This is a genomic window from Ruegeria sp. AG7, from assembly GCF_056541545.1.
On the sequence record NZ_JBQFYP010000002.1, the window covers coordinates 201,761 to 219,720 of the forward strand.

The 17,960-nt window shown below is 60.3% G+C and carries 13 protein-coding genes and 1 riboswitch; of the genes, 10 read left to right on the forward strand and 3 right to left on the reverse strand.

Annotation, left to right across the window (positions count from 1 at the left end):
- Positions 1 to 130: 130 nt before the first annotated feature.
- On the reverse strand, positions 131 to 829 hold the full coding sequence (locus tag ACR0BF_RS03995) for a glutathione S-transferase N-terminal domain-containing protein (RefSeq protein ID WP_480493443.1): 699 nt from the start codon (positions 827 to 829) through the stop codon (positions 131 to 133).
- Between the two features lie 123 nt (positions 830 to 952).
- Positions 953 to 1,030, forward strand: a riboswitch (SAM riboswitch).
- A 61-nt stretch (positions 1,031 to 1,091) separates the two neighbouring features.
- Here ACR0BF_RS03995 and metZ point away from each other — a divergent pair.
- From metZ to ACR0BF_RS04020, 5 genes are all read left to right on the forward strand, one after another.
- A complete protein-coding gene (metZ, locus tag ACR0BF_RS04000) occupies positions 1,092 to 2,282 on the forward strand; it encodes an O-succinylhomoserine sulfhydrylase (protein ID WP_480624313.1) in 1,191 nt (396 codons plus the stop codon).
- 247 nt (positions 2,283 to 2,529) lie between these two features.
- Positions 2,530 to 3,633, forward strand: a complete 1,104-nt coding sequence (folE2, locus tag ACR0BF_RS04005) for a GTP cyclohydrolase FolE2 (protein ID WP_480516616.1) — start codon at positions 2,530 to 2,532, stop codon at positions 3,631 to 3,633.
- Positions 3,634 to 3,916: 283 nt separating this feature from the next.
- Positions 3,917 to 4,555 (forward strand): hypothetical protein, encoded by a 639-nt coding sequence (locus ACR0BF_RS04010; protein ID WP_480604161.1) that lies wholly within the window; start codon positions 3,917 to 3,919, stop codon positions 4,553 to 4,555.
- A gap of 59 nt (positions 4,556 to 4,614) precedes the next feature.
- Positions 4,615 to 6,063, forward strand: coding sequence for a TrkH family potassium uptake protein (locus tag ACR0BF_RS04015; protein WP_480624314.1), 1,449 nt, complete (start codon positions 4,615 to 4,617; stop codon positions 6,061 to 6,063).
- Complete coding sequence (locus tag ACR0BF_RS04020) at positions 6,063 to 7,637, forward strand: 5-guanidino-2-oxopentanoate decarboxylase (protein WP_480624315.1); 1,575 nt, start codon at positions 6,063 to 6,065, stop codon at positions 7,635 to 7,637. The genes ACR0BF_RS04015 and ACR0BF_RS04020 overlap by 1 nt, the downstream gene beginning before the upstream one ends.
- Positions 7,638 to 7,707: 70 nt before the next feature.
- On the opposite strand, the gene ACR0BF_RS04025 is transcribed toward ACR0BF_RS04020, so the two are convergent.
- Complete coding sequence (locus tag ACR0BF_RS04025; protein WP_480516624.1) at positions 7,708 to 9,447, reverse strand: serine protease; 1,740 nt, start codon at positions 9,445 to 9,447, stop codon at positions 7,708 to 7,710.
- A 207-nt stretch (positions 9,448 to 9,654) separates the two neighbouring features.
- Here ACR0BF_RS04025 and ACR0BF_RS04030 point away from each other — a divergent pair, with 207 nt between their 5' ends.
- On the forward strand, positions 9,655 to 10,587 hold the full coding sequence (locus tag ACR0BF_RS04030; protein WP_480476528.1) for a glycine--tRNA ligase subunit alpha: 933 nt from the start codon (positions 9,655 to 9,657) through the stop codon (positions 10,585 to 10,587).
- Between the two features lie 5 nt (positions 10,588 to 10,592).
- On the opposite strand, the gene ACR0BF_RS04035 is transcribed toward ACR0BF_RS04030, so the two are convergent.
- Positions 10,593 to 11,225 (reverse strand): MarC family protein, encoded by a 633-nt coding sequence (locus ACR0BF_RS04035; RefSeq protein ID WP_480624316.1) that lies wholly within the window; start codon positions 11,223 to 11,225, stop codon positions 10,593 to 10,595.
- 78 nt (positions 11,226 to 11,303) lie between these two features.
- Here ACR0BF_RS04035 and ACR0BF_RS04040 point away from each other — a divergent pair, with 78 nt between their 5' ends.
- The 4 genes from ACR0BF_RS04040 to ACR0BF_RS04055 all read left to right on the forward strand — a co-directional run bounded on the left by ACR0BF_RS04040 (position 11,304) and on the right by ACR0BF_RS04055 (position 17,907).
- On the forward strand, positions 11,304 to 11,825 hold the full coding sequence (locus ACR0BF_RS04040; protein ID WP_480486000.1) for a DUF6446 family protein: 522 nt from the start codon (positions 11,304 to 11,306) through the stop codon (positions 11,823 to 11,825).
- On the forward strand, positions 11,801 to 13,048 hold the full coding sequence (gltS, locus tag ACR0BF_RS04045) for a sodium/glutamate symporter (protein WP_480556321.1): 1,248 nt from the start codon (positions 11,801 to 11,803) through the stop codon (positions 13,046 to 13,048). The genes ACR0BF_RS04040 and gltS overlap by 25 nt, the downstream gene beginning before the upstream one ends.
- Before the next feature lie 9 nt (positions 13,049 to 13,057).
- A complete protein-coding gene (glyS, locus tag ACR0BF_RS04050; protein ID WP_480624317.1) occupies positions 13,058 to 15,277 on the forward strand; it encodes a glycine--tRNA ligase subunit beta in 2,220 nt (739 codons plus the stop codon).
- Positions 15,278 to 15,366: 89 nt separating this feature from the next.
- On the forward strand, positions 15,367 to 17,907 hold the full coding sequence (locus tag ACR0BF_RS04055; protein ID WP_480624318.1) for a putative PEP-binding protein: 2,541 nt from the start codon (positions 15,367 to 15,369) through the stop codon (positions 17,905 to 17,907).
- Positions 17,908 to 17,960 lie beyond the last annotated feature (53 nt).

Here is a 17,960-nt window from a genome sequence, read left to right on the forward strand (position 1 = left end):
GAGTGGATCTTTCTGAAGGATTTCCGTCGCTCATGTAATGATTTGCCAAACCTATACAATAGCAAAGGCGGATATTCGCGCATCACGCAGCATACGTAAGATTGACCTCAAAACCGGCCATGGAACAAGCCTACCGCTTGAACAAAACGCTCTGCGCCTGCTTGTCCCGGTGATCCCCTCGCAACTCGGCATAAAGCGCGCGTCCGGCCTGAACGGCTGGGCGGGCGCTGACGGTCTCCAGCCAGCGGGCAAAGTGCGGCTTGTCCTCCAGCACCTGCTGCTGACCTTCCCACAGGCTGGCCCAGCCCCAGATCGACATGTCGGCGATGGAATAGAAATCGCCCGCGACATACTCGTTTTCGGCCAGCCGCCGGTCCAGTACGCCGTAAAGGCGCGCGACCTCGGCGCGGTAGCGGTCCTTGGCATAGGGCAGGTCCTGTGGCGGGTCCAGTTGCGGGGCGTATTTCAGGAAGTGATGCGCCTGACCCGCCATCGGGCCAACGCCTCCCATCTGCCACATCAGCCATTCCTCGACCGCGATCCGGTCGCGCTCGGTCCTGCCATAGAACCGCCCGGTCTTGCGGGCCAGATACATCAGGATCGCGCCGCTTTCGAAAACCGAAATAGGTGCGCCGTCCGGCCCGTCGGGATCGACGATGGCGGGCATCCGGTTGTTGGGCGCGATCTTCAGGAAACCGGGGTCGAACTGGTCACCCTTGCCGATATTGATCAGATGGGTGGTGTAGGGCAGCTCCATCTCTTCCAAGGCGATGGAAACTTTCCAGCCATTCGGTGTCGGCCAGAAATACAGATCAATCGGGTCAGCCATATGTTCTCCTGATGTTGACGGGGATCATGCGGGTTTCTGCCGGTTCGGCAAGTACCGCTTACGAAAGCGTGACCGAACCGCAGGCCGGGCTTGACCGAGAACCGCCCGAGGCGTATTGCGATCCTGAAGCTACGTGGCGATTTGTTACCGGATTGCGGGCCACGCTAAACAACACCGCTAAAAGGTCAGGATGAAAGACCCCTTTCGCTTGGCCGCGTCTGGGGTTTTTTGTTTGCCTCCACCCGAGGCTGAAAGGATTGAGATGAGCGAGAACTGGAACAAACGCACCCAAGCCGTCCATGGCGGCATCCGTCGCAGCCAGTATAACGAGGTGAGCGAGGCGATTTTCCTGACGCAGGGTTTCGTCTACGAAAACGCTGAACAGGCCGAGGCCCGATTTCTGGAATGTGGCCCGGACGAGTTCATCTATGCCCGTTACGGCAACCCGACCGTGTCCATGTTCGAGCAACGCATCGCGGCGCTGGAAGGCGGCGAAGATGCGTTTGCGACGGCCTCGGGTATGGCCGCCGTCAACGGCGCGCTGACCTCGATGCTGAAGGCCGGGGACCATGTCGTTTCGGCCAAGGCGCTGTTCGGCTCGTGCCTCTATATCCTTGAAAACATCCTGAGCCGCTATGGCGTGGACGTGACCTTTGTTGACGGCACCGATCTGGAACAGTGGAAGGCTGCGATCCGCCCGGACACCAAGGCCGTTTTCTTTGAATCCATGTCGAACCCCACGCTTGAGGTGATCGATATCGCCGCCGTGGCCGATCTGGCCCATGGGGTCGGAGCCGTTGTCGTGGTGGACAACGTGTTCTCGACCCCGGTGTTCTCGCGCGCGATCCAGCAGGGTGCGGATGTGGTCGTCTATTCAGCGACCAAGCATATCGATGGGCAGGGCCGTGCGCTGGGCGGTGTGATCATCGGAACCAAGGACTTCATCCGCGGAACCGTTGAACCCTATCTCAAGCATACCGGCGGCGCGCTGAGCCCGTTCAATGCGTGGATCATGCTCAAGGGTCTTGAGACAATGGCGCTGCGGGTCAATGCTCAAGCCGAAAGCGCGCAAAAGATTGCCGAGGCGCTGGAAGGGCACCCGGCGCTGGAACGTACACTTTACCCCGGTCTGAAAACCCATGCCCAGAACGCGCTAGTTCAGACCCAGTTGGGCGGCAAGGGCGGAACCGTGCTGTCGCTGGACATTAAGGGCGGCAAGGATGCGGCGTTTGCCTTCCTGAACGCAATGACCATTCCTGTGATTTCGAACAATCTGGGCGATGCCAAATCCATCGCGACGCACCCGGCGACAACAACGCACCAGCGTCTTAGTGACGTGCAGAAGGACCAGCTGGGCATTACACCGGGTCTGATCCGCTTTTCCGTCGGGCTTGAGGATGCCGGTGACTTGCTGGCCGACCTTCAGCAAGCGTTGGAAGCCTCGCAGAAATAAACCAAAGCCCCCCGCGCGCCCATTTCGTGCGTGGGGGCTGGCTGCGTGCCTATGCGGCCACTCTGTTTCGGGCGGCAGCTAGGCGCACCGCCCGCTGTTCCCGCCTTCAAAAGGCGCTAACTGTTGCGAGATGACGGTTTTGCGCCGGATTTTTCAATCCGGGCTGCTATTGCCGACGTATCGGGTTAGACTGGTAATAGACCATCAGTCATATATAGTCCGACGACCAACCAAGGAACTGCCGCTGATGAACGTTCACCCGCGCGACATTGATGAAAAACCGGATCGGGACAAGGCTGCCGAGGCTTTGAACGTTTTGCGGCAATGGGCAAAGTCCGCCTCGGAAGCCGATATAAACCAGCTTGACCCGGCTGTGGCCCGGCTGCTGCCCGGTCTGGCGGCGGGCAACTATCCGCCCTTTTCGCGCGCTTACCCCGATGACTTTACCGTCGATGCAGCGTACCGCGCTTCCTTGCCGGATTTGCAGAACGGCCCGTCCAGCCTGATCCGTGGGGCCAAACAGCAGATTCAACATGTGGGTATTTCGAACTTCCGCCTGCCGATCCGGTTCCACCGGAAAGAGGGTGAAGACCTGACGCTGGAAACCTCGATCACCGGCACGGTCAGCCTCGAGGCCGAGAAAAAGGGCATCAATATGTCCCGGATCATGCGGTCTTTCTATAAACATGCGGAACGGACGTTCAGCTTTGAGGTCATGGAATCCGCTCTGGATGATTACATGTCCGATCTGGACAGTTTCGACGCCCGTATCCAGATGCGCTTTTCTTACCCGGATAGGATCAAAAGCCTGCGCTCGGGCCTTGAAGGGTACCAGTATTACGATATAGCGCTGGAACTGGTCGAACAGAACGGTGTGCGTCTAAAGATCATGCACCTTGACTATGTCTATTCCTCGACCTGCCCATGTTCTTTGGAACTCAGCGAACATGCCCGGTCGATGCGTGGTCAGCTGGCGACGCCGCATTCGCAGCGCTCCGTCGCGCGGATCTCGGTTGTCGTGGACTGTGATGCGGATTGCCTGTGGTTTGAAGACCTGATTGCGCTGTGCCGCCGTGCGGTTCCGACGGAAACGCAGGTCATGGTGAAACGCGAAGATGAACAGGCATTTGCCGAGCTGAACGCAGCCAATCCGATCTTTGTCGAAGATGCCGCGCGCCTGTTCTGCGCCGAGCTTTTGGCAGATCATCACGTTGGCGATTTTCGCGTTGTCGCAAGCCATCAAGAGAGCCTGCACAGCCATGACGCCGTGTCGATTCTGACCGAAGGCCCAACCTTCACCGCGTCCAGCCTGGACCCGAAACTGTTTACGACCCTGTTTCACGTTGGCTGAACGTCTCGGGTAAGTGGCTAGAATTTAATCAGAGATTTATCTGATCGGCGCTCATTCGCCGCAGTGCAGCAAAAATGCTGCAATTGCGTGAAGACTTCCTGTATCCTGACGGGGAATGCAGCTTCGGCACACCGGCGCGCTTAATGGTGTGTCACCCGAAAGGAAGCCGAGACGTGAGACGCCTTGGACTGCAAGACCCCTACCTCCGCCCGGACCCTCCGAGCGGGCAGGGCGCTTTACCCTCACTCTTCGGGCTGCATCGTTTTCAGAGGAGATCTATGGAATGAATCCGATTACCCAACCGCTAGAGCTTCAGGCCGCAGCTATACGCATGGCTGGCTATGCGATCGTCAACCAGATCAAGATCGCACAGATCATGACCCGTTCGGCACTTGAACTGCCGATGGTGCCGGTCCACGCCCTGCACCTGGCAGCATCAGCACCGGTTCCTGTGGTGGAAACACCGGCGGAAAAACCGGTGGCCAAACCCAAACCCGCCGCGAACCGTGCGAAACGCGTACCGGTGAAATCGTCAACGCCCAAGAAAAAGCTGGCCCGCAAACCTGCACCGTCCAAGCCGGCGGCCACGCCGGTTGAGTTCTCAGCCAGTCCGCGGCCCACGGCAGCACCCCCGGCGGCAGCCAAACCGACACCAGCGGTTAGGGATGAAATAGCAGTAAAACCTGTTGAATCTACGGTGACACCTGCGACCGCAGCCGTGTCGCCCGTAACGCCCAAGCCCGCCCCTGCAAAACCGGCGCCTGTTCAGGCAACGCAGGTTAAGCCGACACCGGCCGATCCTGCCCCGGCTGAGGTGCAGGCGAAATCTGCCCCGGCCACAGAGCCGCGCAAACCGCAGGCGCGAAAAACTCGTGCCCCGTCCAAACCACCCGTGATGCCCGGAGCAGATGCCAAAAACTGACGGGTAAACCGGGATCATCTGCTTGACACGGTCGGGTTGGCACGCCAACCCTGCGCGTCATGATGGATCTTCGCCCGGTCGGATATGTGATTGGCTTGCTGGTCGCCATTCTTGGGGCGACCATGCTGCTGCCTATGCTCGCGGACCTGATCGAGGGGCGCGGGGAATGGCACGTGTTTCTGGAAAGCGCGATTATCACGACGCTGACCGGGTCCGTTCTGGCGATGAGCTGCTCGAACGGTGTGGGCGAAGGGCTGACCATCCGCCAGACCTTCCTGTTGACAACCGGTGTTTGGGCGGCGCTGCCCCTGTTTGGCGCAATTCCGTTTCTGTTCGGTGAAACCGAGCTGCGCTTTGTCGATGCGTATTTCGAGGCGATGTCCGGCCTGACAACAACAGGTTCAACGGTGATTTCCGGGTTGGACACCCTGCCGCAGGGGCTTTTGCTGTGGCGCGGTATCCTGCAATGGCTGGGGGGCATCGGGATCATCGTTGTCGCCATGGTATTCCTGCCCGAGCTGCGCGTTGGCGGCATGCAAATCTTCCGCTCGGAAGGCTTTGAAACAATGGGAAAAATCCTGCCCCGCGCGCAAGAAATCGCGGGTCAGATTTCGCTCATCTATGTTTTCCTGACACTTGTCTGCGCGCTGGTTTACGCCGGTCTGGGAATGAACTTTTTCGACGCCCTGGTACATGCGTTGACAACGCTTTCGACCGGCGGGTTCTCGAATTATGACGCCTCGTTCGGAACCTTCTCGGGGCCCGCCGAATATGCGGCGTCGGTCTTCATGATTTTGGCGGCGCTTCCTTTTGTGCGCTACGTCCAGCTGGCAAACGGCTATACAGCGTCCTTGTGGAAAGACAGTCAAGTTCGCGTGTTTCTGGCGACCATTCTGGTTCTGGTCATCATCATGTCGATTTTCCTGACATCGGTCTTTCCGCATCACTGGGAACAGGCGTTTCGGGAATCTCTGTTCAACATCACCTCGATCATCTCGGGGACCGGCTATGCCAGTGTCGATTACATGGGCTGGGGCAGCTTTCCGATCATGATGTTCTTCCTGATCGGCCTGATTGGCGGCTGCGCGGGATCGACGGCATGTTCGATCAAGATATTCCGCTATCAGCTGCTGTTTGCCTCGATCAAAAGTCAGATCAAACGGATCAGGTCTCCGCATGGCGTGTTCGTGCCGCTCTATGATGGGCGGCCTGTGGGGCAGGGTATTCTGACCTCGGTGATGAGCTTCTTCATGTTCTTTGTCCTGTCGATGGGCGTGCTGTCCTGGGCGCTGGCGCTGACCGGTCTGGACTTTATCACAGCCGTTTCCGGGGCAGCGACCGCGCTGGCCAATGTCGGTCCCGGTCTGGGCGATCAGATCGGACCAGCGGGCAATTTCGCAAATCTCAACGACACGGCTAAATGGTTGCTGACAATCGGGATGCTGGTCGGGCGGCTCGAGCTGTTGGCCGTTTACGCGATCTTCACTGTTCAATTCTGGAGAGGCTGATGAAAAGACCCCTTGGCGCGCAGATTTCGCATATGCTCAAGGATCGTGGCGTGGACGTGATTTTTGGTATACCCGGCGTTCACAATCAGGAAATGTATCGCGGCATGGAAGAGGCTGGCATCCAACATGTTCTGGCCCGTCACGAACAGGGGGCGGGGTTTATGGCCGATGGGTATGCCCGCGCAACCGGCAAGCCGGGGGTTGCCTATGTGATCACCGGGCCCGGCCTGTGCAACATCATGACGCCGATCGGGCAGGCCTACAGCGACTCGGTGCCGATGCTGGTGGTGTCGTCCTGCCTTGATGAAACACAGGCGCTGCGCGGCCAGTTGCACCAGATGAAGGACCAGCGCCTTGCGGCCGGAACCGTTGCACACTGGTCGGCACAGGCCAACACGGCCGAGGCCGCCTATGCGGTGGTCGAACGCGCCTTTGAAGAATTCGAGCTGTCGCGCCCGCGCCCCAAGCACATTCAGGTGCCAATCGCGCAGTTGCAGGCCGAGGCTGATCCGGCACCTTTCCCCAACCAGCCTGCGTTGCGCACCAAGGCGTTGCCGCCTGACGTATCGCCGGTTGTCTCGATGCTGAACCTTGCGCGCAGGCCGCTGTTCATTCTTGGGGGCGGTTGCAAGTCCAACGACTGGCGGCAGATTCTGACACAGCTTGGGGCTGCATGCTTTACTACATACGCAGGGCGCGGGCTGCCGGGCGCAAACTATCCGCTGGATTTCGGCGCGTCGCTGCCGCGCCCCGGCAGCGCCGAGGTTATCGCCTCGGCGGATCTGGTCATCGCGGTCGGCGCCGAATTGGGCGAGGTCGATCTGTGGCGCAGCGACCTTGGGCATTCGTCAACGCTGATCCGCGTTGACCTTGATCCCGAAGTCCTGTCGGACCACCATCGCGCCGCGATCAAACTGCAAACCGACAGCGAAAGCTTTGCCCGCGCCTTGTGGCAGGCGACCGAAAACCTGAAACCGGCAACCGGCTGGTCGCCCGACGAAATATCCGAAACCCGCGCCCGGTGGCGGGCCGAGGTGGATGCCGAACGGCCCGGAATTGCAGCAGTGGCCGATGCGCTGCGCGCCGCGATGCCCGCTGATACCATGATCTATTCCGACATGACCCAATTCGCCTATGTCGCGAAAGAGGTGTGGGACATGGCCTATCCGCATCACTGGCACCATCCGACCGGGTTCGGAACGCTGGGCTATGGTCTACCGGCCGGAATTGGCGGCGCGGTGGCGCGGCGCGGCAAACCAACGGCGGTTATCGCCGGGGATTACGGGTTCCACTATACGATGCAGGAACTGGGTGTTGCGGTCGAACTGGGTTTGTCGCTGCCGATCATCCTGTGGGACAATGGCAAACTGAAAGAAATCGAAGACAGCATGGTCCGCAGCCAGATCGCGCCCAATGCAGTGGTGGCGCATAACCCGGACTTCTGCAAGCTGGCCGAAGCTTTTGGCGCGCGCGCCTCAGCCCCTTCATCTCTGGCTGAGATGCAGAGCGCGGTTCGCGCGGCTTTCGATGCACCTGTCCCGACCTTGATCCACGTGACCCCGGACATTCTGTAACAAATAAAAGCGCCGCAGGTTCATGCGGCGCTTTGATGTTTCAATGTCTGGTTTCAATATCTGCGCGCGTTCAATCCCAGCAATGCACCAGAACCGTCATTCCGGTCGCGCGCCGGTTCAGCTCGTTGGGGGAAATCCGGGTGGTTTCCTCGCTCGACTGACCGGAAACACCGGCTTTCGTCAGGATTTCTGTCAACCGCTCGACCGTTGCCGCAAGGCTGACTGACGCGGGCAGGGTGCGCCCCTCGGACGGTGTGGGCAGCAGCATGCCAACCACGTTGCCGCTGTCGTTGAAGACCGGCCCGCCCGCATCGCCGGGCTGTGCGTTCAGCGCCAGCCGTTTGACACCCGTCTCGCCGTTCAGGCCACGGATATCCGCGATTTGGCCGTAGGTCAGCGTCGGTGCGCCCAAAGCCCCCTGGTAGGAAAAGCCGGATACGGCCACTTCGGACTGGATGCGCGGTTGGGTGGTGCTGAAAGCAGCAACACTCATAGGGGCAAGAGCTTTTGCAGGGCGCAAGACCGAAACACCAAGCTCCGGGTCCGTCAGCGCCAGCTGAACCTCCTGATCCCCTTCCAGAGTGATCCGGGTGCAGCTTTCGGCGGCTTCGGACACCGTCAGAACCGTGCCGTCCGCACCAGCGAAAAAGCCCGACCGCGACAACCGGGGCTTGCGGATCTGAAGACCCGAGACCAGATCGATGCGCTGTTCCGCATCCGCACCGGCGGCGGCATCCAGAACCGCGCCGGTTGTGCTCAGGCTGGTCGCCATCGCAGCCAGAACACGCAGGCGGCGCGCTTCGTCCCCTTCGGGCCAGACGAGTGTAAAGCCCTTGATCTTTCCATCATCCAGCCGCGCCTGCGTGAATGACACGATCCCATTGCCGCGCCCTTCAAGGGTGAACTGGTCGCGGCCCAGCTCGCGCGGGCCATTCAGCGGAACAATCTCAAGCGACTGCATCACCTCGTAAAGGGCGCGCAGCGTGTTCTTGTCACCCTCCTGACTGATCAAAAGGGCCTGGGCGTTCAGGTCCGAGGCGCTTTTGAAATGCACGAACGGTGCCTCATAGCGGTCAAAGCTGACTGTACCCAACGGCATGTCCAGCGCAATTCCGGCCGCGTCATCGGAATACCGGTCCATCCCGGCCGAGATCAGCGGCGCGTTGTATTCATCCATCAGGGCCTTGCGTTGCACCGTGGTCAGAACGCCCGTCGCCTCATACCCGTTGAACCGCTGCCAATCGCCCATCGACCGGCGGGTTCCCTGACCGAAAGCGCCATCGATGGTCGAATTATAGAAACCCGCCGCTTGCAGGGCTGTTTGCAGGTCTTTCCGTTCCTGCGCCGTCAAAAGGCGCTCGGATTGCAACGCCTGTTCGCGGGTTTCATCCGAATCCTGTGCGGTCGTAACCGCCACGGGTTCTTCCGCCTGTGCTGCCGGTTCTGTCAGCACGCTAACAACGTCGCGGTTCACCGCGTTTTCGCCGACCGGCCAGAATTGCTGCCCCAGCGCGCTTGAAAACGCGACAAAGCTGTCACGCGGGATCTGCCCCTCGGCCCGGTATACGCGCAAAACCTGCTCGGCATCGCCGCGCGAATAGGGGCCAATGACTATGGCATACCAGCCGCTGTTCAGCCGAAACCCGTTCACGTCGGGCAAGGTGCTGGCATAGGCTTGCGCCCGGTCCTGCGCTTCGCGCAGCGAGGGCTGCGCCTCGACCTGAACCCAGACGCCGGGATCTTGTTGTGCGGTCGCGGCGCGCAGGCCGACCAGAAGAAACAAAAGAATTGCTGAAAATACGCGTGTCATAGTCTGCCCGTGTTATGCGGTGTTTGTACTGAGGTGCAGAATACGCGATTTCATTTGCCAAATACCATGCTGTGAATGCGGGGAATTTGTGGTGTGGCCGCGCAGATACAGCCACAGCCCAAAGCCCCGTTGACGCCCCTCGACCCCTTGCATAGGAAGGGCCAAACCGACCGGAACCGGGCGCACGGGGCGCCCAGAGGGAATGTCATGACCGAACCGACCAGCGCACCGCGTTCATTTCAGGAAATCATCCTTAGGCTTCAGTCCTACTGGGCCTCGAAAGGCTGCGCGATTCTGCAACCCTATGACATGGAGGTCGGGGCAGGGACGTTCCATCCCGCTACCACCTTGCGGGCGCTGGGGTCCAAGGCATGGGCCGCAGCCTATGTTCAGCCGTCGCGCCGTCCCACGGACGGGCGCTATGGCGAAAACCCCAACCGGCTTCAGCATTACTACCAGTATCAGGTGCTGATCAAACCCAGCCCGCCGGATTTGCAGGAGCTGTATCTGGGCAGCCTTCAGGCCATCGGCATCGACATGGACCTGCATGATATCCGCTTTGTCGAAGACGACTGGGAAAGCCCCACGCTGGGCGCTTGGGGGCTTGGCTGGGAAGTCTGGTGTGACGGAATGGAAGTCAGCCAGTTCACCTATTTCCAGCAGGTCGGCGGCCATGACTGCACGCCTGTCTCGGGCGAGCTGACCTATGGGCTCGAGCGTCTGGCCATGTATGTGCTGGGCATCGACCACGTGATGGACATGCCGTTCAACGATCCGCAATCCCCCAGCGCTTTGACCTATGGCGACATCTTCAAACAGACGGAAGAGGAATACGCCCGCTGGAACTTTGACGTGGCCAATACCGAGGTTCTGCTGCGCCATTTCGAAGAGGCCGAGGCTGAATGCGCCACTGTCCTGGCGCAGGCACATGACGACCCGAAAACCGGCAAGCGTATCATCATGGCGCATCCGGCCTATGACCAATGCATCAAGGCGTCACACATCTTCAATCTGCTGGATGCACGGGGCGTGATCTCGGTCACCGAACGGCAGGCCTATATCGGGCGCGTGCGGGCGCTGGCCAAGCAATGCGCGGATGCCTTTGTGCAGACCGAGGCCGCCGGGTTCAGCGTCGGATGAGGCGATCAGGCCAGCCCCGGCAACAGGGCTTTCAGGCCGTCCGCGATCATGCTGACGGCGATAGCCGCCAGAATCATCCCCATAAAGCGGCTCATGATCACGCGCGCGGTGTCGGACAGGCGTTGGGCCAGCCAGGCCGCGTTCCAGAACGTGATCAGAAGCAGGCCAACAATGGCAAGGAATACACCAGCATAAACAATGGCTTCTACGGGCTTCTTGATCTGGTGTGCATACAGGATCAGCGTGGTGATCGTGCCGGGGCCGACCAAAACGGGAAAGGCCAGCGGATAAAAGGCGACGGTATCCGGTTCGGGGTAAGCGTCCTTCTCCCCCTTCGTCCCGTGATGAGAGGTGCTTTCGTGTCCGTTCAGCATGTTAAGGCCGATAATCATGACAACCAGACCACCGGCGACGCGCAGATGATTGACACTGATGCCAAAAAGGCCAAGCGCCTGACTACCGACCAAGGCAAAGGCGCCGCCAAGGATCAGGCAGTAAACCGCTGTTTTGACCGCAATCTTGCGTTGTTCGGCGGCGGACAGGTCCTGAGTGACGCTCAGAAACACCGGCAGGTTGGTGACCGGGTTCATGATCGCAAACAATGCGCCGAAAAATCCGACGGCAAGGGTGGATTCCATCGTGTTGACCTCGTTTCTGCCTGTCCCCGGATGAAACCTGTCCTATTTTTCAAGAACTTGAAAGAGGCGGCCTGAAAGATGACGGGAAAACTGCTGACAATTCTGCTGCTGCTGTCGGCCATCGTGGCAGGCGTCGGCATGTATTATCTACAGGTCTACGGCTATTATTATGAGGTCGAACCGCAGCCGGGGCAGGACGTTGCCCTGATGACGGATTCAGGCGGTGTGCCCGAGCCCATCGCCTATTCCGGGTTTCAGGCAATCGACGCCGACAGCTCGCCGATCCGGTATCGTGCCTGCTTCGAAACCGAATTGTCGCCGGACCAGATGGCTGGATACGTGCCTGTCGAAAACTCCGAACCCCTGACCGCACCGGGATGGTTTGAATGCTACGATGCAGTGTCTTTGGCGGATGCGCTTGAATCAGGGCAGGCGCGGGCGTTCATGGGGGTGAAGAACATCCATTTCGGCGTCGACCGGATTGTGGCGATCACCGCGGATGGCAAGGGCTATGTCTGGCACGCGTTGAACAATTGTGGTGAAAAAGCCTATGACGGTACCGTCGTGGGCGAGGAATGCCCGCCGCGCCCGGAAAACTGAAGGAGCAGATCGTGGGCCATGTCATAGAAATCCCCGATTTCCTGACGGCCACTCTGGGGTTTGCGGTCTATCTGATCGGGGCCGAGATCAACGCACGTGTGACAACCCTGCGCAATTTCAACATCCCCGAACCCGTGACAGGGGGCCTGCTGGCCTCGCTGGTGGTTCTGATGCTCTATCTGGTATTCGGGATCGAACTGTCCTTTGGCCTGACAGCCCGCGATTTCCTGCTGGTCCTGTTTTTTGCCGGGATCGGCCTGAACGCCCGCCTGTCTGACCTCATTGCGGGTGGTAAGCCGTTAATCTTGCTTTTGATTCTTACTCTGGCGACGATTGTCTTTCAGAATGTGATCGGCGCGGCTGGGGCGGCGATCTTCGGCTATCCCGCACAGGCCGGTGTGTTGTTCGGATCGGCTGCCCTGATCGGTGGGCACGGAACGGCAATTGCATGGGCGCCGGATGTGGCGCAGGCAACGGGCCTTGACGGCGCGACCGAGCTGGGTGTGGCAGTCGCCACCCTTGGATTGGTCCTTGCTGCGCTGGTTGGCGGCCCGATTGCGCGCCTGCTGGTCGAACGGCGCGGCCTGACGCCTGACCGCCCTGACGAAGAACCCAGCGTAGGATTGCCGGATGAGCATGACGGGCACACCACAAGCATCGATCATCTGATCGTCATGCGCGTCCTGCTGCACCTGAACCTTGCGATCATCTCGGGATATGCGCTGAATGAATCAATTGCCGCCGCCGGGCTGAAACTGCCACTGTTCGTGCCCTGCCTGATCATGGGCATCGTGATCGCCAATCTGCGGGATGCGCTGTTTCCCGGTGCTCCGAAAGTGTCGCGCACTCCATCGCTGGCGTTGATTTCGGAATTTGCGCTGGGCGCGTTTCTCGCAATGTCGCTGATGAGCCTGCAACTCTGGACCATCGCGCAGCTGGGCATGGCCATTGCCGTGATCATGACAGCGCAGACGCTCTTTGCGGTGCTGTTCGTCCTCTGGGTGCTGTTCCCGGTCATGGGGTCCAACTATCGCGCCGCCGTACTGGCCGCCGGGTTTGGCGGCTTTGCGTTGGGGGCCACACCCACCGCTATCGCAAATATGACAGCCGTGACCAAGCGATATGGCCCATCGCCTATTGCCTTTATCGTGCTGCCCCTTGTATCCGCCTTCTTTGTGGATATCGCCAATGCCATCGTCATTCAGACGATCGTCAATTTCTAAGGACCGACAATGCCCGACCTGCTGATCGAACTGTTCTCCGAAGAGATCCCCGCACGGATGCAAGCCCGTGCCGGCGAGGATCTGAAAAAGCGGATTACCGATGGTCTGGTCGAGGCCGGTCTGACCTATGCAAGCGCGGCCGCCCTGACCACGCCCCGCCGACTGACGCTGGCGGTTGAGGGGCTGCTGGCGAAAAGCCCCACCATCCGGGAAGAACGCAAGGGCCCAAAAGTAGGCGCACCCGACAAGGCAATCGAAGGGTTCCTGCGCGGCGCGGGCCTGACCCGTGATCAGCTGGAAGAACGCGAAACGCCCAAGGGGGCCATCTATTTCGCCACCATCGAAAGGGCCGGTCGCCCCGCGGCCGAGGTCATTGCCGAAGTGCTCGAAACCACCATCCGCAATTTCCCTTGGCCGAAGTCCATGCGCTGGGGCAGTGGCAGCTTGCGCTGGGTGCGCCCGCTGCATTCGATCCTGTGCATTCTGACGGATGAGGCCGGGGCGCAGGTGGTTCCAATGGATGTCGACGGCATTTCGTCCGGCGACACCACAGCAGGCCACCGCTTTATGGCGCCCAACCGCTTTTCGGTCACGTCTTTCGACGATTACGCGGCCAAGCTGAAGCGGGCTTTTGTCGTCCTGTCCCCCGAGGAACGCGCCCAGCACATCTGGAACGACGCCCAGAACATGGCCTTTGCCGCCGGTCTTGAACTGGTCGAAGACAAGGGCCTGCTGGCCGAGGTCGCCGGGCTGGTCGAATGGCCGGTTGTCCTGATGGGGCGGATCGACGACGAATTCCTCGACCTGCCGCCCGAGGTGCTGCAAACCTCGATGAAAGAACACCAGAAGTTCTTCTCGGTCCGCAATCCCAAAACGGGCCGGATTGAACGGTTCGTCACTGTTGCGAACCGCGAAACCGCTGACAATGGCGCGACCATTCTGGCGGGCAATCAGAAAGTGCTCTCAGCCCGTCTTGCCGATGCCAAGTTCTTTTGGGAAAATGACCTGCGCATCGCCAAATCGGACATTGCACAATGGACCCGCGCGCTGGAGAACGTCACCTTCCACAACAAACTGGGAACGCAGGCCGACCGGATCGGTCGTATCGCCGCGTTGGCCCGCGAACTGGCACCAGTAACCGGTGCCGATGCCGATCAGGCTGAAAAAGCCGCGCGCCTGGCCAAGGCCGACCTCAGCTCGGAAATGGTCTACGAATTCCCTGAGCTTCAGGGCCTTATGGGGCGGTATTACATCGAAGCGGCAGGTGAAGATGCCGCCGTGGCCGCCGTCGCGCAAGAGCACTACTCGCCTTTGGGGCCGTCGGATGATGTCCCCACTGCTCCGCTGTCGGTGACCGTTGCATTGGCCGACAAGCTGGACACACTGACCGGGTTCTGGGCGATTGATGAAAAGCCTACTGGCTCGAAAGACCCGTTTGCCCTGCGCCGTGCGGCGCTGGGGGTTATCCGGTTGGTGCTCGACAATGACCTGCGTCTGCATCTGGATCGGTTTTTCGACAGACAGCTGCTGCGTGCTGAAAGCGCTGCAAACGAGGCGCTGGCGGCTGAAAATGTTGACGAACTGTTGGATGAAATCGCAGATCATGGCGTGTTTGGCGCAGCCTTCCAGACTGTCAAGGAAAGGCTGGGAGAATTGTCGGGTGCCGATTTCCTGAGTCTTGAAAAGAAGATACCCGACGCATCCGACGATCTCCTCTCGTTCTTCCACGACCGCCTCAAGGTCTTCCTCCGCGACGAAGGCATCCGTCACGACGTCATCGATGCCTGTATCGCGATGGACGGAAATGATGATCTCAACCTGCTGGTCAAACGCGCCCGCGCGCTGAACGCGGTGATCGCGACCGAGGATGGCGAGAACCTCGTGCAGGGCTTCAAGCGCGCCAACAACATCCTGACCCAGGCCGAAGAAAAGGACGGGGTGGAATATTCCTACGGTGCGGATGTGAAATTCGCCGAAACCGACAGCGAAAAGGCATTGTTTGCCGCTTTGGATGCAGCACAGGCGCAAATCGAGCCCGCGCTGAAATCAGAAGATTTCCCCACGGCCATGGCCGCCATGGCCGGGCTGCGCGGGCCGGTGGATGCGTTCTTTGAGGATGTGCAGGTCAACACCGACAATGACATTGTTCGCCGCAACCGGCTGAACCTTCTCAGCCAGATCCGGCAGATCTGCTCCAGCGTGGCCGATCTGACCCGGATCGAAGGGTAAACGACTGGGCGCACTGGCAGGCGCGCCCACAACGCACTTGCGTGAAGGGCGCAAGCGCCTATGCTGCAGACAAACCAAAAGGTGCTGCAGTGCAGAATAATCCGAATACAACGCTCATTACATCCGACGCGCCTGTCACCGCCCATACACATGGCGGGCGGGCCAAATGTCTGCAACGTCTGGTCCGGCTGGACCTGCCGGTGCCCCGAACCGTTGCGCTGTCATTTGATGCCGTTCACCAGATTGCAGAAGGGGCGATCCCGGATATTGCGGCGATCCTCGAACAGTTCGACCCGACCTCGTTGCTATGCGTCCGACCCAGTTCCGAAGATCCCGATTGGGGCGGCCCCGGCGCGGTTCTCAATATCGGAATGAACGACGCGCGCTATGTCGACCTGTCCGACACCATGGGCGCCGAGGCCGCCGCAGCTCTGTATCTGCGGTTCGTTCAAAGCTATGCGATCCACGTGGCACGGCTGGATGCGGATGTGTTCGATGACATCGAAGCTGATGGCCGCGAGGGGTTGCGCCACTCGCTGCGCGCCTACGAGGATGAAACCGACGAGGTCTTTCCGCAGGACAGGGGCGAACAGCTGATCGGTGTTCTGCGCTCGATGGCGCGTGCATGGGACGGGACGTCCGCGCGCTTGCTGCGGCAGGCCAAGGGGGCACCCGCAGATGCCGGGCTTGGGTTGGTCATCCAAGAGATGATCCCCGGCGTCGGGAAAGGCGAATGCGGATCGGGTGTTCTGCAACTGGTTGATTCCACAACCGGAATGCCACAGATCACCGGTCGCTACCTAAGTCAGAGCCAGGGGCGCGATGCGCTGGGCAAAGATGTGGCAGCCCTGTTTCTGGAAAAAGACCCGCGCGGCCCCTCGCTGGAAGAGGTCGCGCCCAAAGCTTTTGCCGATGTCAAAGCGCATGCCGCCCTGATGCGCGAGAAACTGCGCGAAGAGATGCAGGTCGAATTCGTCATTCAGGACGGCACCGTGCATATTCTCGATGGTGTCCGGGTGCAGCGATCGGCCCGCGCGGCCATGCGCATTGCCGTACGTCTTGCCGAAGACGGTATCATACCGCCGCAAGAGGCGGTGATGCGTGTCGACCCGCACGCGCTGAACGAACTACTGCACCGTCAGGTCCACCCCGATGCGCAACGCGATGTGCTGACCACGGCCATTGGTGCCAGCCCCGGTGCCTCGACCGGCAAGATCGTGTTTACTTCGGCCGAAGCACAGGCCAGTGCCGCCCGTGGCGAGGCATGTGTTCTGGTGCGCCGGGAAACCTCGCCCGAGGATGTGCGCGGGATGCACGCCGCCGTTGCGGTTCTGACGGAAAAAGGCGGCATGACCAGCCACGCGGCCGTGATCGGGCGCGGATTGGGTCTGCCCTGTATCGTCGGGGCCTCGGAAATGCGGTTTCAGACGAAAGACAAGATGCTGACCGCACCGGATGGCCGGGTATTCAAAACCGGCGATATTGTCACCATTGATGGCAGCTCGGGTCAGGTGCTGGCCGGTCAGCCCGCCATGCTCGAGGCCGCGTTGGATGACTGTTTCCAGACGCTGATGGGCTGGGCCGATGCCGAGCGTGACATCGAAATCCGCGCCAATGCCGACACACCGGCTGATGCGCAGACGGCCCGGAACTTTCAGGCCCAGGGGATCGGTCTGTGCCGGACCGAACACATGTTCTTTGACCCCGGTCGTCTGATCGTGATGCGCGAAATGATCTTTGCGCAAACCTCGGCGGGCAGGGCGGCGGTGCTGGAACGCCTGCTTCCGATGCAGCGCGAGGATTTCGTTCAGCTGTTCAGGATCATGGAAGGTCAGCCTGTCTGCATCCGCCTGTTCGATCCACCCTTGCATGAATTTCTGCCGACAACGCGCACCGGGCAACGGGAGTTGGCCGAGGCGCTGGACCTGCCCGTGTCCGACGTCGAACGCCGGGTTGAGGCGATGACCGAATACAACCCCATGCTGGGCCTGCGCGGCGTTCGTCTGGGTGTCACCGTACCCGAGATCTACGACATGCAGGCGCGCGCGATTTTTGAAGCCACGCTTGACGCCCGAAAAAACGGTGCTCCGGTGGTGCCCGAAGTGATGATCCCGCTGGTATCCGCCAAGCGCGAGGTTGAACTGGTCAAATCCCGCATCGACTCGGTCGCCGCCGCCGTTGAATCGGAACGCGGGCAGAAGTTCGAATATCGGCTGGGCGTCATGGTCGAAACGCCACGCGCCTGTCTGCGCGCGGAAGAGATCGCGCCACAGACTGCTTTCATGAGTTTTGGAACGAACGACCTGACGCAGATGACCTACGGCCTGTCCCGCGACGATGCCGGTCGTTTCATGTCCGCTTACGTGCGGCAGGGGGTCTTTACCGAAGATCCGTTCCATGTCCTTGATCCGGACGGGGTGGGCGAGCTGCTGAAACTCGGGGCGGAACGCGGGCGTGCCGCGAAGCCGGATGTGACCCTTTCGGTCTGTGGCGAACACGGCGGGAACCCCGAATCAATCGCCATTTGCCGCGATCTTGGATTCGACTATGTGTCATGCTCACCGTTCCGGGTTCCGGTCGCTCGGCTGGCTGCCGCTCAACTGGCGATTTCCTCCAGACTTGGGGGTTGACACCGCGCCGAACCCCAAGGAATAGTGGGTTATACGGTCACTCGTAGGCGAAA